The organism is Sphingomonas morindae (genome assembly GCF_023822065.1).
Lineage (GTDB): Bacteria > Pseudomonadota > Alphaproteobacteria > Sphingomonadales > Sphingomonadaceae > Solisphingomonas > Solisphingomonas morindae.
On sequence record NZ_CP084930.1, the window covers coordinates 3,457,283 to 3,477,984 of the forward strand.

General features: G+C 65.7%; 14 protein-coding genes. 13 read left to right on the forward strand and 1 reads right to left on the reverse strand.

Annotated features, from left to right (window positions below):
• The first annotated feature begins 79 nt into the window (after window positions 1-79).
• Genes LHA26_RS16700 through LHA26_RS16710 form a run of 3 tightly spaced genes read left to right on the forward strand, consistent with a single transcriptional unit; the run spans window position 80 to window position 5,047 of the window.
• On the forward strand, window positions 80-2,140 hold the full coding sequence (locus tag LHA26_RS16700) for a hybrid sensor histidine kinase/response regulator (RefSeq protein ID WP_252166697.1): 2,061 nt from the start codon (window positions 80-82) through the stop codon (window positions 2,138-2,140).
• A gap of 8 nt (window positions 2,141-2,148) precedes the next feature.
• Window positions 2,149-4,620: a PAS domain-containing protein gene (locus LHA26_RS16705; protein WP_252166698.1), complete on the forward strand. Its 2,472-nt coding sequence runs from the start codon at window positions 2,149-2,151 to the stop codon at window positions 4,618-4,620.
• Window positions 4,589-5,047 (forward strand): response regulator, encoded by a 459-nt coding sequence (locus LHA26_RS16710; protein WP_252166699.1) that lies wholly within the window; start codon window positions 4,589-4,591, stop codon window positions 5,045-5,047. Before LHA26_RS16705 ends, LHA26_RS16710 begins: the two co-directional genes overlap by 32 nt.
• A 119-nt stretch (window positions 5,048-5,166) precedes the next feature.
• Here LHA26_RS16710 and LHA26_RS16715 read toward each other — a convergent pair whose 3' ends face one another.
• Entirely contained in the window at window positions 5,167-6,105 is a 939-nt protein-coding gene (locus LHA26_RS16715) for a LysR family transcriptional regulator (RefSeq protein WP_252166700.1), read from the reverse strand.
• 24 nt (window positions 6,106-6,129) lie between these two features.
• On the opposite strand from LHA26_RS16715, the gene LHA26_RS16720 reads away from it, so the two are divergent.
• The 10 genes from LHA26_RS16720 (at window position 6,130) to LHA26_RS16765 (ending at window position 20,697) form a co-directional block, all read left to right on the forward strand.
• Entirely contained in the window at window positions 6,130-6,840 is a 711-nt protein-coding gene (locus tag LHA26_RS16720) for an SDR family NAD(P)-dependent oxidoreductase (protein WP_252166701.1), read from the forward strand.
• 21 nt (window positions 6,841-6,861) lie between these two features.
• Window positions 6,862-7,107 carry a tautomerase family protein gene (locus LHA26_RS16725; protein ID WP_252166702.1) on the forward strand — a complete coding sequence of 82 codons (246 nt, stop codon included), beginning with the start codon at window positions 6,862-6,864 and terminating at the stop codon, window positions 7,105-7,107.
• 79 nt (window positions 7,108-7,186) lie between these two features.
• Window positions 7,187-7,933: an alpha/beta fold hydrolase gene (locus LHA26_RS16730; RefSeq protein WP_252166703.1), complete on the forward strand. Its 747-nt coding sequence runs from the start codon at window positions 7,187-7,189 to the stop codon at window positions 7,931-7,933.
• 74 nt (window positions 7,934-8,007) lie between these two features.
• Window positions 8,008-8,418 carry a nuclear transport factor 2 family protein gene (locus LHA26_RS16735; RefSeq protein ID WP_252166704.1) on the forward strand — a complete coding sequence of 137 codons (411 nt, stop codon included), beginning with the start codon at window positions 8,008-8,010 and terminating at the stop codon, window positions 8,416-8,418.
• Window positions 8,419-8,547: 129 nt separating this feature from the next.
• Window positions 8,548-9,198, forward strand: coding sequence for an SDR family NAD(P)-dependent oxidoreductase (locus LHA26_RS16740; protein WP_252166705.1), 651 nt, complete (start codon window positions 8,548-8,550; stop codon window positions 9,196-9,198).
• A 361-nt stretch (window positions 9,199-9,559) separates the two neighbouring features.
• A complete protein-coding gene (locus LHA26_RS16745) occupies window positions 9,560-9,991 on the forward strand; it encodes a hypothetical protein (RefSeq protein WP_252166706.1) in 432 nt (143 codons plus the stop codon).
• Window positions 9,992-10,023: 32 nt separating this feature from the next.
• Window positions 10,024-11,139: a hypothetical protein gene (locus LHA26_RS16750; RefSeq protein ID WP_252166707.1), complete on the forward strand. Its 1,116-nt coding sequence runs from the start codon at window positions 10,024-10,026 to the stop codon at window positions 11,137-11,139.
• Window positions 11,140-11,524: 385 nt separating this feature from the next.
• Window positions 11,525-14,287 (forward strand): hypothetical protein, encoded by a 2,763-nt coding sequence (locus LHA26_RS16755; RefSeq protein ID WP_252166708.1) that lies wholly within the window; start codon window positions 11,525-11,527, stop codon window positions 14,285-14,287.
• Window positions 14,280-18,488: a DEAD/DEAH box helicase family protein gene (locus LHA26_RS16760; RefSeq protein ID WP_252166709.1), complete on the forward strand. Its 4,209-nt coding sequence runs from the start codon at window positions 14,280-14,282 to the stop codon at window positions 18,486-18,488. The genes LHA26_RS16755 and LHA26_RS16760 overlap by 8 nt, the downstream gene beginning before the upstream one ends.
• A gap of 1 nt (window position 18,489) precedes the next feature.
• Complete coding sequence (locus tag LHA26_RS16765; RefSeq protein ID WP_252166710.1) at window positions 18,490-20,697, forward strand: DUF8724 domain-containing protein; 2,208 nt, start codon at window positions 18,490-18,492, stop codon at window positions 20,695-20,697.
• Window positions 20,698-20,702 lie beyond the last annotated feature (5 nt).

Below are 20,702 nucleotides of genomic sequence, written 5' to 3' on the forward strand. Positions count from 1 at the left end.
TTCATCGAGTGAAAGTGGTTTATATGTCGGCTGCTTGGTGACCGGCCGTCCTGGTCCTGAGACCAGGTAGGGACCGAAGATGGATGTGAACGATCAGGGCAATGACGGCAGGGGTGGCGATCTCCGTAGCCTGACGGACGCTTGTGACTGGTCGGCGACGTCTCTGGGCGCTCGCGAGAGTTGGCCGCGCTCGCTCGAAACCATCCTGGACATGATGCTGTCGTCGCAATTCGCCATGTGCGTCGGCTGGGGGCCGGAGCTGACGCTCTTCTACAACGACGCTTATGTGCCATTCCTCGGTTCACGGCACCCCTCCGCCTTGGGGAAGCCCTTGAGCGAGGTTTGGGCGGAAGTCTGGGACGACATCGAGCCCCTCGCCGCGTCGGCCATGGCCGGCACGCCGGTCGGGCATGAAGACCTGCCCCTCACCATGACACGGCACGGCTATCCGGAGGAAACATGGTGGACCTTCGCCTACAGCCCGTTGCGCGACGATCAGGGCGCAATTGCCGGCTTTCTCAACATCGCGACCGAGACAACCACTAAGATCGTCCACGAGCGCGAACTCGCGGCGCGCGAGGCCGAGTTGCGGGCGCTCAACAGCGACCTTGAAGCGCAGATCGTCGCGCGCGCACGCGAGCGGGCGACGACGTGGACGGTCACGTCGGAACTGCTGTCCGTCATCGATCTGCGCACGGGCTGCTTCGACCGCGTCAATCCGGCCTGGACAATAGCGCTCGGATGGACGGCACAGGAGCTGGAAGGATCGCCGTTCTCCGACTTTTTGATGCCGGACGACGAGCTTGCCAGTGCCGCGGCCTTCGAAGAGGTGCGCGACGGCAATCCGGTGATGCGGTTCGACAATCGCTACCGGACGAAGGACGGTGAAATTCGCTGGCTGTCGTGGGTCGCCGTGCCGTTCGAGGGAAAGCTGTACTCCAGCGCCCGCGATATCACCGGTGAACGCGCCCAGACGGACAGACTGGCGCTGGCGGAAGATTCATTACGCCAGGCCCAGAAAATGGAAGCGGTCGGCCAGCTCACCGGCGGCGTCGCACACGACTTCAACAACCTGCTGACCGTCATCCGTGGCTCGGTCGATCTCCTTCGCCGCCCCGACCTCAGCGACGATCGCCGTGCGAAATATATCGACGCAATCGGCGACACCGCGGACCGCGCGGCCAAACTGACCGGACAGCTGCTCGCCTTTGCGCGAAGGCAGGCGCTCAAGCCCGAGACGTTCGATTGCGGTCAGAGTATCGCTGACCTGGTATCGATGGTCCGGACGCTCACCGGCTCGCGCATCGTCATCAACACGGTCGTGCCCGAAGAACCCTGCTACGTCCTGGCCGACAAGGGGCAGTTCGACACCGCCATCGTCAACATGAGCATTAACGCGCGCGATGCGATGGACGGCGAGGGAGATCTCACCATCGTCGTCGGTCCCGTGTCGGGTATCCCGGAGATCCGGCTGCATCCGCCGATTGCCGGCGACTATGTCGCGGTGACAATCAGTGACACTGGCAGCGGCATTTCGCCCGAGAACGTGGCGCGCATCTTCGAGCCGTTCTTCACCACCAAGGGCGTCGGCAAGGGCACGGGCCTGGGCCTCTCCCAGGTGATCGGCTTTGCCAAGCAGTCGGACGGAGACATCCGGGTCGAAAGCGGCGAGCGTGGCGGCACCACCTTCACCCTCTACCTGCCCCGCGTCGCGGTTGATGGCAGTCGCGCGACGGAGGAGGAGGACGAACCCGTCGCCGCCACAGGTGACGGCGTATGCGTCCTGGTCGTCGAGGATAACAGCAGCGTCGGCGAGTTCGCGACGCAGGCGCTGCGCGAGCTGGGATACGACACGATCCTGGCGCTCAACGCCGATGAGGCGCTGGCCGAACTGGAGAAGGATAGCAGCCGTTTCCACATCGTCTTCTCGGACGTGGTGATGCCCGGCATGTCGGGTCTCGAACTGGCGCAGGAGCTCCGCCGGCGCCATCCGCGGCTGCCGGTGATCCTGACCAGCGGCTACAGCCATGTGCTTGCGCAGAATGGCCGCCATGGCTTCGAGCTGCTGCACAAACCCTATTCGATCGAGCAGCTCTCCCGCGTGTTCCGCAAGGCGATCTCCTGGCAGACCCGGCGGTAACGAGGCGCGTGTCGGCCAGCGTCGTCGAACGACGCTGTTGCATCGGCCCCGCCAAAAACTTGGTTTTGATTGAGTGGGTCGGTAATCTGCAGAAACAGGATGGCACGAAGCCATGCCGAGCATGGATGACGGCCAGCGTGACGACCCACGGATCAGACGCGAAAAGCCCGTACCTCGTCGATACGCCTTCTCTGATGCCAGACCTTACCCGAGCCACCGACTGGGCCTCGACACCGCTTGGGCCCGTCGACCATTGGCCGCAGAGCCTGCGCACGGCGGTCGACATGATGCTGGGGTCCGGCCATGCGATGTGCATCGCATGGGGCAAGGACCGCACCCTGCTCTACAACGATGCCTATGCGCCGATTCTGGGGAGCCGCCACCCGCAGGCGCTTGGCAAGCCTTTCGCAGAAGTCTGGCCGGAGATCTGGCCCGAGATCGAACCGCTGGTCGAGCGTACCTTTGCGGGCGAGACATGCACGTTCGAGGACCTGCCGCTGCTGATGACCCGCAACGGCTATGCGGAGGACACCTGGTGGTCGTTCTCCTATTCGCCGATCCATGATGAGCAGGGGCGTGTCGCCGGCCTGCTGAACGTGACGCTTGAGACAACCGGCCGGGTGCTGGTCGAAAGACAGCGTGACTCCGCCATCGCTGACCTGCGGGCCAGCGAAGCGCGATACAGGGCCATCTTTGAGAATATCGATGCCGGCTTCTGCATCAGCGAGGTCAAATTCGATGCGACCGGCGCACCGGTGGATCACCGGGTCGTCGAAGCCAATCCTGCGTTCGAGCGTCACACGGGACTGAGCGATGCCGTTGGACGCTGGGCCAACGAGGTCGCACCCGGCATCGAGCAGCATTGGCATGATGCCTATGGACATGTCGCCAGGACCGGCGAGCCGGTGCGGTTTGAAGGCGAGGCGAAGCCGCTCGGGCGCTGGTACGACGCGCACCTGTTTCCCGTCGCCGATGGCCGTGTCGCGATGCTCATCGCCGACACGACCGAGCGTCGCCGAACCGAGGACGCCGTCGCCCGCAACGAGGCGAAGTGGCGCACCATTTTTGAGACGCTGCGCGAGGGCTTCATCCTCGGCGAGCTTGTCCGCGACGAGACAGGCCGGGTCGTCGACTGGCGATATGACGAGGTCAACAATGCCTGGTACGACCTTGTCGGTATCGAGCGGGGTTGCGCGGTCGGGCGGACGATCCGGGAGGTCTTTCCTGGCATCGAGGACGCCTGGGTTTTCGAACCTGTGACTGCGGTCGAAACGGGCGAACCCGTCCGCTTCACGCGCCAGGTCGGGACGCTCGGCCGCTGGTATGACGGGGTGATGCAGCACGCCGGCGACGATCATTTCACGATCATCTTCACCGAAGTCACCGACCGTGTGCTGCGCGAACGGCGACAGGTGGCCCTTATCCGCCTCAGTGACCGTTTACTGGACGAGGAACCAACCGAGGATCTGGGCCCGTTGGCGAGTGCCGTGCTTGGGGAGACGCTGGGCGTCGAGCTCGTCGGTTATGGCGACATCGATCCCTTGGCCGAAACGATCACGGTCGAACGCGATTGGACAGCGGAACCTGCCCTCAGCCTGAGCGGAACGCTACGCCTTCGCGACTATGGTTCGTTCATCGATGATCTGAAAGCCGGAGAGATGGTTGTCGTTCGCGACTGTCGCTCCGATGCCCGTACGCGCGATCAGGCCGCTGCGCTGGAAGCGCGCGGCGCGCGCGCCTTCGTCAATATCCCCATGATGCAGCAAGGCGCCTGCGTGGCAATGCTCTACGTCTGCACCGTCGCAGCCCGTGATTGGACCAGTGATGAGGTGCAGTTCGTCCGAGACGTCGCCTACCGCGTCCATGTCGCGATCGAACAGGGCCGGGCACGGGCGCAGGAGGCGCTGCTCAACGGCGAGCTGGCGCACCGGGTCAAGAACACGCTGAGCGTGGTGCAGGCGATCGCCAACGCGACGCTGGCGCGTACCGCGAGCGATGCCGCGGCGACCGAGTTCGGCAACCGAATGAAGGCGCTGGCATCGGCACACGACGTACTGCTGGCACGATCCTGGTCAGCGGCAGGGTTTCGACAGATCGCAGAGGCGGCACTGGCGTCCTTCGACATTGCCCGCATCACCATCTCTGGACCGGAGGTCAGGATCGGCTCGCGCACCGCCATGTCGCTGTCGCTGCTGCTGCATGAGCTGGCGACCAACGCCGCCAAGCACGGTGCGCTGAGCGTGCCCGACGGCCGCGTCACGCTGAGCTGGACGATCTCTCGCACCGACGACGTCGATATTCTCGACATGCGTTGGGCGGAACGAGGCGGTCCGCCGGCGATTGAACCATCCCACCGTGGTTTTGGATCGCGCATCATCCGCATGGGTCTTACCGGGTCGGGAGGCGTTAAGCTTCACTATGATATCGAGGGGCTGACAGCAGATATGAGTGCGCCGCTTCACCAGATCATCCAGGGTTAAGTCGATCAGCCACATTATGGGTCAGTCACAACCGATCGGGCCTTTGCCTGTTCTCATCATCGAGGATCAGCCGGTGCTCCGCATCGAGGTCGCCGATATGGTCGAACGGGCGGGTTTCATTCCCGTCGAGGCAACCAGCGTCGATGAGGCGATCAGCATCCTTGAGACCCGCACGGACATCCGGATCGTCTATATCGATCTCGACATGCCACGAGGCGTTAAGGGGATCGAGATCGCCGCTGCGATCCGCAATCGATGGCCGCCGATCGAGATCATCCTGACCGCTGCCACCTTGGCCAAAGCCGACCTCGACCTACCGGTCCGGGCGGAATTCTATTCCAAGCCCATCCATCATGGTGATGTGATCGCTGCCATGCGCCGTATGGCGGCCGAGTCGGATTGTAGAGGCTGCGAACGACTGGCTTGACCCATTTGCGGTCATTCGCGGCTGGTTTGCGGCTCCCCGACTTCGGCCGCTCGTTCATCTCTGCGGGGCGTTGATCTCGATCGGCGGCCTAAAGTTACGTTTCTCAGATCGCACGAGCTTCACACGAACAGCTCGCGCTCCTGCTCGAACATTGCACCGATCTCATCCGCTACGATCCTGACTGACGCATTCTTCCGATCGCGGCTACGCGTCAGCAGGAACACCTCCGTGTTCGGCGGCACCGCACCGAGATCGCAGCGTCGCAGAAGCGGGTCGGCACGGCCGATGAAATGCGGGATAAGCGCCAGGCCCGCCCCTGTTCGCGCGGCGATCGACTGGAGGAACTGGTCCTTGGCGCGGAACGCGACGCGCGCTCGGGGAAAATGCTTCGTCAGCCATGCGGCCCCGGACAGGTAGGCGTCGGCCTCGTTGAAGCTTATGAAGACCGGATCACCGCCAGCTTTGGTCGAGGCACAGGCCTCCTGCGTCCCATAGAAGCCGTAGCCAACGGTCGTCAGCGGGCGGGCAATTACATCGCCGTCCTTGGGCTTTTCGAAGCGGATGGCGATGTCCGCTTCGTGGCGTTCGAGGCTGATCGAGCGCAGCGCGGGAGCGAGATCGATGTCGAGCCTAGGATAGCGGCCGGCGAGTGTCGGCAGGCGTGACATGAGGAAGCCGGCGGACAGCCCTGGCGAGGCGTTGATCCGGACAAGACCGCTGGGTGTGCCGTCCGCCATGCCGCGGCCGAGGATCTGGGCCGCCTGCTCCATGTCGGTCGCCGCCTCGAGCGCATGGGCACCCGCCGGCGTCAGCACATAACCTTCAGGGCGGCGCTCGACGAGTTTCTCGCCTAGGCTTTCTTCCAGCGAATGGAGCCGGCGCGCAATGGTCGCGTGATTGACCGAGAGCATCCGGGCGGCGGCCGACAGACTGCCGTGCCGAGCGAGCGCTACGAAGATGCGAACGTCCTGCCAGTCGAGCTCTGTGCGTTTTTGATCAGCCATTGATCGGAGATAGCGAATTTTCGGGTGTTCGACACCGCCATACATGCCGGTCATCAACCAAGCATGAGGCCAATCGCTATGTCGGACATCAAGAAAATCGCCATCGTCACTGGGGCCTCGCAGGGCCTGGGCGAAGGCATCGTCAACGGGTTCCGCGCCCGCGGCTACGGTGTCGTCGCGACCTCGCGCTCGATCCAGCCCTCGACCGACCCCGATCTGGTGACCGTCGCCGGCGACATCGGCGATCCCGAGACGGGCAAGCGGCTGGTCGCGGCGGCGCTGGAGCGGTTCGGCCGCATCGACACGCTGGTCAACAATGCCGGGATATTCATCGGCAAGGCGTTCACCGACTATACCGAGGAGGATTACCGGCTGAAGCTGAAGACCAACCTCGACGGCTTCTTCTTCACCACCCAGGCAGTCGTCCCGGTCATGCTGGAGCGGGGCCAGGGCCACATCGTCCAGATCACCGCCTCGACGGCGGAGTTCGCGAGTTCGCGTTCGCCCGCCTTCATCGCCATGCTGACCAAGGGCGGCATGAACGCTGCGACCAAGAGTCTCGCGATCGAATATGCCACGCGCGGCATCCGCGTTAACGCGGTTGCTCCCGGCGTGATCCGCACCCCGATGCACGATCCCAAGATCGTCGAGCAGCTCGGCGCCTTTCACCCGATGCACAAGCTCGGCGAGGTCGAGGATATCGTCCGCGCGGTGCTCTACCTCGAGGATGCCGTCTTCTCGACCGGCGAGATCCTGCACGTCGACGGCGGCCTGATCGCCGGTCGCTGATCCACCGTCGGGAGACCAACCATGCCGATCGTCAACATCCTGGTGACCCGCGAAGGCACCGCGCCGGGCGCGGACCGAACCACCGCAAAGCAGAAGGCCGCCATCTACCACGGCATCGCCGACCTGCTGTTCGATGTGATGGGCAAGCCGCGCGAGGACACCACCGTGATCTTCCACGAACACGAGATGGAGGATCTCGGCCAGGGCGGGCTGCCGCTGACCGACTACCGCGCCCGGCGGGCGCAGGAACGTCAAGCCAGCGCCTGACGCCAGCCATCACCGACCACCGACCGCACCATCCAGCGAGGAGCCTGCTCGTCGCTGCCCATCAGAGAAGGTAACACCCATGAACAAGATCGTCGCGAACCTCTCCGCCGCCGCTCTGTCGCTGGCCGTCGCGGGCACCGCTCACGCCGCCCCTGCCCGCAACGTCGTGCTAGTCCATGGCGCGTTCACCGACCAGACGAGCTGGGACAAGGTCGCCAAGCTGCTGCGCCGCAAGGGCTTTCACGTCACGGAAGTCGCGAACCCGATGACCTCGCTTGAGGCCGACGTGGCCGCCACCCGCGCGGCGCTGGCCGAGCAGAAGGGCCCCACCGTGCTGGTCGGGCACAGCTGGGGCGGCGTGGTGATCGGCGAGGCGGGGAACGATCCCAAGGTGTCTGCGCTGGTCTATGTCGCCGCCTACGCTCCTGATCGCGGCGAAAGCCTGAAGTCGCTGTCCGAAGGTGCGCCGCCCTCGCCGGGGAAGAAGGCGCTGGGTCTGGATGCGCGCGGCTATCTGTCTCTCGACCCCGCCGCGTTCCCAAGCTTGTTCGTGGGCGACGTGCCGGCCGCCGAGGGCAAGGCGCTGGTCGCGCACCAGATCCCACTCAACAGCGCCGTGTTCGGCGAGGAGGCGACAGTCGCGGCTTGGCACGACAAGCCGACCTTCTACGCCATCTCGGCTAACGACCAGATGATCCCGCCCGCGGCCGAAGCGATGTTCGCCAAGCGGATGAACGCCAGGACGGTGACGCTTCCGTCGAGCCACGCGTCGCCCGTCTCGCACCCGGCCGAAGTCGCCGCGCTGATCGAGCGCGCCGCCCGCTGATCACGCGCGGGGGCGCTGCTCCCCGGCGCAGCCCCGCCGCCTACCGCCACCTTCTTGCTCAGGAGTACCTTCCGATGAACACCGCCCATGTTGACGACTATTTCGCGGCCCTCGCCAACCGGGACAGCTTGCGGATCGTGCCGCACCTCGCCGAGAACATCGTCCTGCTCGGCCCCATCTTTCCCGAACCGACCATCGGCAAGGATGCCGTGGTGGAGGTTCTCTCAGGCTTCCTCGAGACGATCGACAGCCTCGAGGTGAACCTGCGCTTCGCTCAGGACCACGACGTCGCCGTCTTCTTCAGCTTCACCTGCAACGGCCTGACCGTGAAGGGCAACGAGCACCTGCACCTGAACGACGACGGCCTGATCGACGGCATCGAGGTGGCATGGCGCCCGCTTCCCGCGACCGTGGCGGTACAGGAGGTGTTCGCCAGTAAGCTCGGCTTCCCGGCCATGCGCCTCGTGCCGGCGGCCGACGCCTGACGCGAGCCCACGCCAGTGCCGCAGCCCCGGCTTCGCGGCACGGCAGCCTGACCCAGCACTGAGCGTCGATCGACCCCGTTCTATCCCACCCTGAGCGGACTTGACGCTCCAATCTCGAAGAGGGATGTCATGTCGCAATCCATCATGATCATCGGTGCCGGCCCGGCCATCGGCCGCGGCGTTGCGGAAAGGTTCGGCGAGGCCGGCTGGTCTGTCGTGCTTACCGCGCGCGACCCGGATCGCCTGGTCGAAGAAGCGGCCGCACTTTCGACGAAGGGCATCGCTGTACACACGGTGCCGGCGGATGCGACCGACCCGGTGGCGCTTCGCGCAGCGATCGCGAAGGGCGATGAGCTGACCGGAGGCCTGACCGTGGTTCACTTCAATGCAGCCGTTGTCCGGATCCAGGACCTTTTCAGCATGACGGACGCGGAGGTGACGAGAGATCTCGCGATCAACGTCGCGGCGGGATTGCACACGATCCGCGCCGCCGTCAGCCTGTTCGGCGATCGCGGAGGCACGATCCTCATCACCGGCGGCGGAATTGCGACGGCTCCGAACCCGAACGCGGTGAGCCTGGGCGTGGGCAAGGTCGCCATGCGCCATGCCGTCCAGGCGCTCGTCAAGCCGCTCGCGGAGCGTGGCATCCGCATCGCAACCGCGACGGTTCGTGAAAGGATTTTACCCGACTCAGCCGAGTCGGCGGGCGTCGCCGATCTTATGTGGCGACTGGCGACCGATCGGGAGGCGCCTTGGGAGCTCGACTACCGGGCGCCATGATACTGTCAGGTCAACATTCGTGTCAGGAGGGCCATCGCCGCCGAAGTACAGTTGTCCGCTCGGACCCATTCCCGGCCATTCAGCGCCTGCGAGTCGCCTCCCGAAACCAGCCGCTCGTTAATGTGAGTGGAAGACCGCCCTGGTCGGGCGCAGCCAGACGCTAAAACCGCCTAGGTGGGCAAAGCTGTTGCTGGCGGGCCGCACAGCTAACGACACCTTCCGGCACCAGCGGTCATTCGCGAAGCTTCAGGCATGCAGCCGGACTTTCCGTGCTGCTCCTCGTAGCGTAAGGCGGGGCTGTAACCAGCCCTGCGGAGGCGATCCGCATGGGTGGCAGCAATCACCAAGGCGAGAGACGACGTTGAACCGACTGGCCGCAGAGAGTGACGGGATAGTGTTCGGCTTCACGTCGCGCAATGCGCGCACTTACAAGTCGATGAACTATCATCGTCACAGGATCAAAAAGGACAAGACGCTTTGGTCGTCCGCAGTGGCGGTCACGGAAGAAGCGGATTTCTTTGACATCAGTGACGACAGTGCCTGGTCATGCAATGCCGGAAACTACTGGTGGGTATCCGTGGATGGGGTTCGGATCGTAGGGCAGCTTGGTGAACGTGTCGCGTTCTTCCCGCGGTGCGGCAATCACCCGGGGCCATGGCACGGCTACCCCGTGTCAGTGACGAACGACGAGCATTACGAAGTTCCCGAGGAGGTCATCTCCAAATGGGAGTCGGGGAAAAACCCACGCATCGATGACCTCGTGGCCGGTCGAATGCGGAAATTTAAGATATGAGGCGCATTTCTCTACGATTACACGGCGCTTACGTGGAGGCCTATCTATACTTCGATTTCGCGTGGCTGATATCAAAAGACGGACTCATCCACGCATTCGACATCGATGAATATTGTAGTAAACGCCTCAATGGTAGCGGAAGCGCCGCTAGCAAGCTTTTTGCGAACAATCAGCGCCTTACGTTAGGAAAACCAGACCCTGAGGTTGATCGTTTACTAGAAACACAGACTTCAATTGATATTAGTGAAACCGATCTCGAGCGTTTTTCTTACACATTTAAAAGTCTAGTCGACTTTAAGTCTGTCTTAGACTTGCGCTTCTACTACGGTCGCGCGTTCTATAGTACTGAGAAGAGCATTCAACAATTCACCGCGCAAGGCCGCGATGATCTGGAGTCCAACGGCATCGGCCGCACGGTCAAGCAACCCTTGCACGAACGTCACGTCTCGGATTCCGCATGCCGCCAATTTCAATGTCGGTATGGCGCCGTCAGCGCCGCCTGCGGACGAGAAGGCGGTCTAATTGGCTTAGGAGCGAGCAGTGACGAAAGCAACTGGGAGATCGATTTCCGAAAGTTTGCACCTCAGTCTTACGGCATCGAATTAAATCCCGACGCGATCTCAAACCTTCGTACGCCGACCCAGGTCGAGTTTTACCATGCCCAGTCACGCGCGACGGCTGGCGTCAGCGACAGGTTGCAAAGCGAGGAGGGCCGCCCGGACAAGCTGGAACTCACAACCGTGGATGGGCCCAGCTACGAACAGCAGACGAAGCTGATAGCAGATCTGGTCAAGCAGGTCGATCAGGCGCCGAAGCGCTTTTTTCTGTTTAAAAGCACATTGTGGATTGAGTTTGAGAACGGCACGATGCGTCGGGTGCTCGCGACGGAAGCAGATAAACTCAGCAATAATCCCACGATCACGCCAAGCTTCGCAGCGCCTAGTCGCGTGCTCGCGACAAGCCTTACCAGCATCGGCGTGATCGCCGAGGGTGACGATCAGGTATTTTTACGGCAGAAGAACCGGTGGCACGTGCTCGTTGACGACCAAGTGCATTCGGTGAGAGGCTATATGAACTCGCGTCGCTATCGACACGTAGTGACCGCCGTGCGCCGTGATCAAGTCGAGCTGATCTCACTGTTGAACTGAGAGGTCGCGCGTTGCGCCTGCTTGCTGTTCACGCGCGACATACGCATCGCCGCCGAATTGCAGGCGACCACGGGGTTTCACTCAGCCGTCGCAAACGACTGCCTTTGAGGATGAGTGACAAACGCCCGCAGTGCCCCACAATCGGTCACTCACGGGCGGCTAGGCGCTTGCTGAAGCCGGACGCTTACTCATCTTGATATCTGCGCCTTATATGATGTAATATTGGAAGGCGACTATTTAGCGCCGAAAGGCGACGCGATGGCAGCCAATCGCCACGCCTCGCTTGAGGTTCGCCCCTTCCTCGCCGACGCTGCTGCGCTGGCATCGCGAGCACCGAAACTTGGAGGGTTGATGCCCGGGATAGCGACTGATTAAATCATCCAACTTGACCGAACATCGTATCGCGCCCTCCTCTAAGCGCGGCAATATACCACAGGGAGTTTGTTGGTTGCCGAGGCGTGGGGGGAAGGATTGGGGCCAGCGCGACAGGAGCAGCCTGATCGCGGATGCGGGCCGCGCGAAAGGGGAGCGCATTCGTTCGCTTCTGGAGACCCGGGCCAACGCTAACCGGCCGCTCGGGCTTGTCTCGCGACCGGGCGTCGGCACGGCCACCGTTACGCGCTACACGACGACGGCTAATCCGGCCGGCTGGGCGCCGCTCTCCGCTGGCGGCGTCGCCGTCGACACGGTCATTGACGCGATCGGCGACGGTCGCGACCGCGTGCTACTCGGGTGGCCCGAGCGGCCGGGCAACGGCTTTACACTGGCCGCGCTCGCCATGCGCGAGGCCCGTGCCGGCGGTCGCCTGGCTTCCGCCACGATCGGCGTCTGGCCATGGCGCGGCGGACTGGCGCGCGCGGCGCGTTCAGCGCTGGTCCATCCGGAGGATGTCGCGCAGGCGGCCAGGTTGGCGCTGAACGAGGTCGAGGGCGGCGCGGCCTGGTCGAAGGACGGCCTCGGTCATCGGTCGCTGGGGATGGTCGAGCTGAGATTGAAGGACCTGGTCCTGAAGAACGCTCCGGCGCGCGTGGCCAGGGGCCGCCAGCGGCTCGAGATCCTAGTCCGCAGCCCTAGCCTTCTCGAGACCACCGCGGTGTTCGCGCCCGACTCGGGTCGATACGCCGCCGATGCCGAGCAGGTTCTGAAGCGCGTCCGGAACCATACCTTCCTGGGTGAGGCCGGGGCAGGCATGCCGAGACAGCGTGCCGATGTCGGCTCCCCGGACACGAGCCCGTTCGCGCTGTTCGGCCTTCCCGCCGAGCGGAGCTCCCCCCGGCTTAGTCGCCTCATGGCGACCGACCGCTTCGCCGCCCGCGGCCTGGACGCTGTCGTCGTCGACCTGACTGGCCAGTCCCGCGCAGAGCTGGGCGACCATTGGGAGCAGGGCCTGACGGTGCTGCTGGAGGCGCTTGATGCCGCCCCCGGGCGTCGACCGCCTGTCGTCGCTGTCTGCGAGGACCCATTCGCCCTGAGGGGGGCGACGCGCGCGCTTCGCTCGCATGCAGTGCGCCTCAGGCCCCGGCGGCAGGCGCCCGTGGAGGTTGGCGTCTATCTCTCGCAACCGGGGTTCCTCGCCGCCGCGTCGACCTTGCCCGAGCGCTTGCCTGACGTCTCGTTCACCGCCGATATCAAGGACGCGGAGCTCGTCTCGATCCGCGAAAAGCTCGTGACGCTCGGCCGGCGGCTGCGCGAAGGCGGCGATGGCATCGGTGCGCGCGGCGTGTCGCGCGCCCTCGGGTTCCTTCGCCGCGTCGCCAGCCTGCCGTTGGGTATCGAGGAGGCGCGTGTGACCGCCGACACCCTCTTCGACGCCGACGATGAAGTTGACAGCGCAATCAGGGCCATGCTTAGACCCAAGATGGCGCTCGGACAGCTCGCCGAGATCGCGGCCACCTCCCCCGACGGCGCGTTAGCCAAGGATGCGATCGCGTCGATCGAGGCGAGGACTGAGAAGTGGTTGGCGGAGACGCCCGTCTCCTCCAAACTCGCTGACATGCTGGCGCGCGACGGCTGGAACGCTGCGACAACGTTGGTTGCGGTGCCGGAGCGGCGGATCGCCGAGGTGCTGATGGCCTCCGACTGCGGCGTCTCCTGGCGCTGCGGCATCGTCGACCATGCGGAACTCGGCGCGGCGCTCGCCAAGGGCGGCCTCGACCGCGTCATCGTCACCGGACCCAGCGCCACCGCTGTCCGCGCCCTTCTCACCAGCCCCTCGACCCCCGCGGAGGTCGTGCTGCTCGGCGACGCCTCGGGGTCTGCCCTGCTAGCTGGCGAGCTAGGGCCGCTCGCGCGTTTGCCCGGGTTCGCTCCGATCGCGGCGCGTGCTGCTGCCATGCAGCAGGCGCTTAAACGCGGTGGCCTCGACGAGCGGCTGGATGCCGGGGAGAGCGAGTTCAGGATCCTCCCCATCGCTGAATCGCGGGATATCGATCTGACGCGCGAAGGTGGCGCCTACATCGGCGAACGGGTCGTGATCTCGACCGGCAGCCATCGCATCGCCTACCGCCCATCGAGCGACGTGCTCGTCTTCACCGCAGGCGAGGCCCGACCCTTCGAGAAGGTCGACGCTCGCGAAGTGGAGGTCGGGGACCAGATCCTGGTCCTGAACGAAGACGCTCGCGAACGCATCCGGCAAGCGCTCGCGACGTCCCGGACGAGCCTTGACCAGCTAAAGATGTATCACGACCGTATCGAGCAGATCAGAGCGACCGTGCCGGGCGGCACCGACGTCGGCAAGGCTCGCGAGGTGCTCCGCCGCATGCGCGAAACCGATCCCTCCCTTCCGAACAGCGAACTCGGCAACATCCAGCGCTGGCTTACCGCCGATCGGGCGGCGCCAGCCGAGGATGGCGCCCGCCAGCCCCGCGCCGCCCGGGACTGGTCCCGGTTCAAGCTCTTCATGCAGGCGAACGGCGTCTCCGAAATGTTGGCCAAAACGTTCTGGCGGTTCGCGATCGTGCCCACACGATCCTATCGCGTCCAGGAGGGCTTCCAGTTCAACCAGCGTGTGGTCCAATTCGTGCTGGATCCGGAAAGCTTCACCCGGGGCCGGACCGACGGGGAGCTTCGCGGCCTGTGGCTGTCGCTGCTGGACGCCGTGGACGACGTGGAGCGCGTCGAGCGCGACAAGGGGGTGAATCGTGACTGAGCCAGCTGCGCTGATCGGGATGGACGCGGACGAGCGCCAGCTCCTGAAGGAGGCGGTTTGCGATGCCATCCTCGAACGCACCCGCAGGACGATATCCGGTGACGGCGAGATCGGGAGGACGATCCTTGGCGACAAGCCGTCGAGGGTGCTCGGAAGTGGCTTCATTCTGCCTCGCGTCGACGAGGACGGAGACGACGAGTCGAGCGACATCCGCCTAGCGAGCCATGGGTTGGACCTGCGCCTCCGGGACGCGGAGGGCGTCCTGCGGGTGATCCCTTCGTTGGCCGTCTACATGAGAATACTGCCGAGCGCAGAGGACCTGTTCGCCCGGGGGGGTAGGCTGATCCCCCGCGCCGAGCTGTCCACCGCCGCCTCGCAGCAGGCCAGGGCCGAGATCGCGCGTCGCCTCGATCAGCAGGCAGCCGGCGCAAGCGCGCGCGAGCGGCGCGAGATGCGCACCGCGATCGTGGAGCAGGTCTATCGTGAGATGGGCGTGGTCGTCCCGGAAGGGGCCATCGTCCCTCAGGGGACCGAAACCGATCTGCCCGAGGGGTCCGACCGGCCTGCGAGCGAGGGATTTCTCAGGCTCCGCATACCCAACGCGATCGCGCGGCAATACTCCGTCCCGCTCAAATGGCGTCGAGTGGACGTGCCTGCGCCAGTGCTAGAGCTCCTCCTGCCCGCCGGGGCGGACGGCTGGTCGGCCCCGCTCGCCGACTACAATCAACACCTGCAGGTCGCAATCCAGGATGCTTGCTTGGCTTTCCTCGCCACCGAGGAGGGTCGGAATTGGGCTTGGCGGCGGCGACGGCCGGAGTCGGAGGACTTCTGGTCGCGCGAAGCGTGGGAGCGTTTTCTCGTGCGGGCGCGGGGTGACGCGTCGGTGCCGGCGGACGTCGTGCCGCAGATCAGCATGCAGCTCCTCGTCCAAGCGTTGCCCGATCCAACGGCCGAGGGCTGCCAGTCGGTCCGAGCGGCCTTGGAGAACTTGCGCGAAAGTGACGCCGACATGGAGTGCGGCCTGTTCAACGTCTCGCTCCGCCTGGAGCTGCCGGAGGCGGCGCTCGCCCCCATGCGCCTCGAGCGCGTCCGGCGCAGCTACCATCTTGCCGGGTTCATGACGATGCCGGGGATCGGCGTGAACGGAGGGGTGGACGATCTGGGCGTCGAGGACGGTGTCCGCCGATTGAGGACCACCTGGATGCCGCGGTACGTACTGCCGCGCCTGAGGGCCCGTTCGGTGGCTGCGGTGCCTACCGCCTACGCTCGGCTGTCCGACCCGAATGAGGAAGTGGCCCCGCTCTCCGCGCTTGTTGCGGCTATGGACGCTTGGCGTGCCGAGATCGCCTTGTCGACCGACCTGGTCCTGCACCCTGACGAGGGCGACGTCCTCGACGAGCAGCGTCAGCGCGAGCAGTTCCAAGCCGATCTAGGCGCCTGGGAATACGAGGCGCGGCGCGTCGAGCTCGGCATCGACCTGCTGTCGCGCTCGCGCGACGCTTGGCGGCAGGACCCGGCGTCGGAGGCCGCCATCCCCTACCGCGCATGGCTCCTCCTCAACTTAGCGTTTCATCGCGCGAACCCGCAGCGGGACGGCGAAGCCCCGGGCTGGAGACTGTTCCAGCTGGCGTTCATCCTAGCGCACGTGCCAACCCTGGCGGCGCGCGTGCCGTCGTTCGAAGCGGACTTCCGGGCTGACTTTGACGAGGACGCAGCCAGCCTCCTCTACATGTCGACTGGCGGCGGCAAAACCGAGGCGTTCTTCGGCACTGTGGTGTTCGGCCTTTTTCTAGACCGTCTGAGGGGCAAGCGCCGCGGCGTCACGGCGATGATGCATTATCCGCTGCGGCTCCTGACTGTGCAGCAGGCGCAGCGTCTCGCCAGATTGCTGGCGCACGCGGAAATGGTCCGGCGCTCCGAGCGGGTCCGGGGGGCGCCGTTCGAGATCGGCTTCTGGGTGGGCGGCGGCAACACACCCAACCGAACGGAAACACGCCCAGGCCGGCTGCATGACGACCTTCTGCCGATCCCCGCCTGGAATGACCAGCGCGCCGGGGACGAACAGGCGCTCCTGGACGGTACGGCGGGAGGGGAGCGCGGCTACGCGGCCGCGCGCGCCGCCTGGAACAAGCTGCCGACTTGCCCATTCTGCCGATCGGAGACCGAGACCGCGCTGCGGCTCTTCCCGGAGGAGCGCAACCGGCTCGGCATTGTCTGCCTTAACCGTCGGTGCGATTGGAACGAGGAGCACCGCGGGGCGGGCAGGCCCGTGCCCCTCCCCTTTCTCCTGGCCGACTCAGACATTTACCGGCGCGCCCCTTCGGTTCTGCTTGGGACGATCGACAAGCTGGCGCTAATCGGCCAGAGCACCCGTACGATCGACGACATAGCCGGCATGCTGGGCCTCGCGCGCACTCTCGAGGGCGGCGCGGACGGCATGCTGAACCAGCCGAGCGGGCAGGACTTGGCAGCGGCGGGAGGCGGCGGCCTCGAACGCGTCGCGCCCGCCTTCGACGGCGGCATCGAGCTGTTCCATGACCCCTTCCCGTGCCTGATTGTCCAGGACGAGATGCACCTGCTCGAGGAAAGCCTGGGAACCTTCGGCGGCATATTCGAGACCGGCCTGTTCGCCTGGCTGCGACGGCTGGCGCCGTTGCTTGGGAGCCGCGCGGCGCGCGTCCCTGGCGCGCCCGACCGTCCGCGGCTGCCGCACGTCGTGGGCGCGACCGCGACGGTGTCCGACGCCGCCAAGCACGCCCGCGCGCTCTACCAGCTCGGGGTCCGGCAGTTTCCGCACCCGGGGCCCGCCCTGCACTCGACATTCTACAGCGACATGGCGAGCTTCAACCCCGCCGGCCCCGCCGCCGACCGGGCGGCCGTGCTCGACGATGGAGGCGCTTCGCCACGGGCGCGCGAGGCCGCGGCGCCCTGGGGTCGGCTGCACGCGAGCATCATGACCAACGGCCGCCTCCACACGGTCACCACGATCGCGGTGCTCGCGGCCCACGCCGCGACCATCACCCGGTGGGAGAGGGATCTGGCGTCAGCTGATCAGGCCCGTCGCGATCGGGCGGCGACTGAGATGGAGGAGTGCGTCTCCGATGCGCCGTTCTCGGCAGGGAGGAGGGCCGCGGTCGCTGCGGTCCGGGAAGGGGCGCGTCACGACCGTCTCGCCGCGCTGGTCGATCTCCATCGCATCGAGCTCACCTACGTCACCAACAAGAAGGGCGGCGACCAGATCCTCTCCGCGTTGGGACCCGAGGCCTTGGAGGCGCACGCCGCGATGGGTGAGCCGTATCGATTGTCTGCCTTCATGACCGAGCTGATTTCAGGCGGCGTCGACATCGCCGGCATACAGCGGGTGATCCGCGCCGCCGAGACGCCATTCGATCCGCTCGCTGACGATATCGCGCATGCGCTGCGCGTGATTGTCGCCACCAGCGCCATATCCCACGGCGTCGACGTTGAAGCGTTCAACGCCATGGCGTTCGCCGGCATGCCGGCCGATGTCGCCGAATACATCCAGGCGTCCTCGCGCGTCGGCCGCACGCATGTCGGCTTCTCGCTCCTCGTACCGACTCCGCAGACGCGCCGGGACCGGTTCGTCGTCGAAGTGCACGAGTCCTTCCACCGGCTGCTCGAGCGCATGATCGTGCCGCCCGCCATCGAGCGCTGGGCGGATCGCGCCGTCGCCCGCACCGTGCCTTCGCTCGTCCAGACCTGGCTGGCGGGTGTCCACTTCCAGCGCCGAGTCGTCGAGGCCTCCGAAGGGAGCAAGGCCGGCGTCCCTTTGCCCGCCACCGTGGAGCAGCTCGCGCGCATCCTCTCGAGTGCCGCCGCGCTCGACGACTGCGCGGCGTTCGTGCGGGAGGCGATAGGCATCCACGGCGTGGAGGGCCGGCCCGCCAATCCGAGCTACTACGCTGATCTGGTCCGAGAAGAGCTGCGCAGAATCGAGGTAGTCGCCGGATCGGACAACTTCACGGGGCGACTGGCCGACTTTTGGAGCAATCCGTTGAGCGGGTTGCAGCGTCCGATGATGAGCCTCCGCGACGTCGACGCCGCCGGGATCATCCGGGCGTCACGGGTCGACATCCAGAACCGGCCTTTGGATGGCGAGGCGCTCGACCTCGCAATGGCGTTTCTACGCAATCGGGGCGGCCGCCGCGCCGCCGCCAGCGAACTCGACCGTGAGGCGTGAGATGAGAAAGCCGAAGCCGCCCGCGATGCAACGTTCGCGCAACCAGATCGCGACCGCTTACGCCCCCCACAGCCTGTTCACGTTCGAAGGGGGTCGCGGCGCCTGCATGGCGCTGCCCTGGAGCAACAATCGCCCCATCGATCTCCCCCAGGTTACCATCCGGACGATCGGCGAGCAGGTGCAGGAGTATTTCGCGGCCTGGGCCGAGCGAGCGCGGCGGGGGAATGGGCTCCAGCACGCGGTGCCGCCCGAGCTTTCTGTCGACCGCCGCGTCCTCGTCGATGACGCCGTGCGAGTCAGGCTCGGGGAGTTCGCCTTCCAGATACCCGACAACGCCGGGTACGTGCCGTTCCCCCTCGCGTTCGCCTGCGGTCGCTGCGGCCTGCACCGCGTCTGCCGGGACGTCAGCACACTTGAGCGCGATGCCGAGAGGTTTCGCGAACAGTGCCCCACCGGTGCTTCAAGCTGCGCCGACGACTGGGAGCAGCTCGACGTGGTGCTGACCCACTGGTCGGGCGAGGTCGAGCCGGTGACGCCCGCGTATCGCCGCTGGTCGAGCGAGCGCAACGACGTCGTCGAGCTGGATCGCTGTACGAATTGCAACGAGGATCGCTTCTATCTGCGCAGGCCGCCCGGGCCGCTCGCGGGGTGGCATTTCGAATGCGTGCGATGCCGCTTCCCGCGCCAGCTGCTGCAGCGGGACAAGCCGACACTCCGCGCGCTCGGCCCGCTCCTGGACGGCGGCACGGCGCTACCCGCCGAGATCAACATGGAGCCGATCTCTTACCGCGCGTCGGCGGCCTACTACGTCCACGGCGATCGGCTACTGGTCTTCCACGACGACCAGCACCTCGGGCTGCTGGCGAACACTCAAATCCCGGCGCTTGAGCGGCTGATCTCGGCGCGCTTCGGCTATCCACCCTCCGACCTCTCGGACGCTGACAAGGAGCGGCTGCTCATCGCGGCAGGTCGCGGCGACGAGTGGCGGAACCAGGCCGATCTAATCGCGATCCTACGGATGCTCGAGGGCCAGAACGTGCCCGAGCAGATGCTGGATGCGCAGCGACGGACCATCGCCGAGAACGAGGCGGGTTGGGCACGAACCGTATTTGCGGCCCACGGCCAGGCCGTGCCCGGCATCGCCGCCGCGTGCCGAGGGCGCGCCGACTACATACGCAAGCATGACCCGCTCCGGATGGCGGTGGAGCATCTGACCTTCGAGGAGGAGAAGCTGCGGGGCGGGCAGATGGCGGACGGCAAGGAGGTCTCGGTCGACGTCACCATCCTAGACCCGTTCCTGCGGCCCGACGGCCTCGACGAGGCGGACCTGCAACGCCAGCGGTCCGCGTCGTCCACGCGTCTGCGCTTGCTCGGCATCGAGGAGATGCGTCTCATCCGCGACGTGCGAATGTGCGAATACAGCTTCGCCTACACCAGGACTTCCTCGGCACCGACGGTGCAGCGGGACAAGGCTGGCGCGGCCGAGATGCCCGTCCGCCTGCGGCTTTTCGAGCGCGTTGAGGTCGCTGACGCGGCCAAGCATCCAATCCTATGCTCGCTCCAGTCCAACGAAGGCTTCTACCTGCGGCTGGACGAGGCGGTGGTGCGGTCCTGGCTCGGCGAGAACGGCATCCTGCTTCCGGCAGCTGACGCGGGAGTGCGCATCGGCGGCCAGCTTATCGAAGATTTCGAGGGGCTGCAGCGCGATCCCGACACCCGCTTCTCCCGCTTCCTGGACGAGTATCGCCGGGAGGGCGCGTTGACCCGCCGCGCGTACCCGTTCGTCTACACGTTGCTCCATACGATGGCGCATCACCTGATCGACACCTGCTCCGCGATGTCAGGTCTGGACCTTGGTTCCTTCGGCGAGCACCTGTTCGTCCCCGATCTCGCGATCCTGGTCTACCGCCGGGGCGCAACCATGGATCTCGGCAACCTGTCCTCCATGTGGCGCGACCAGGGGGATCCCGACGTCGGCAACCAGGTGCTCGAGCGAATGCTCAACCCCTCAAGCCTCAGGTGCGGGTCGGAGAGCGTCTGCAACCGGCGCGGAGGCGCGTGCCCGGACTGCGTGCTAATCCCCGAGAACGCATGCCTGACCAGGAACGAGTTGCTCTCGCGCTCGGCCCTCGTGGGGCGCGGTCGTCCCCGCTTCGACGCGCCGGCGGCCGACTTGGTCGGCTATCTGCAAGTTGCGAACCGACCGTGACGCGG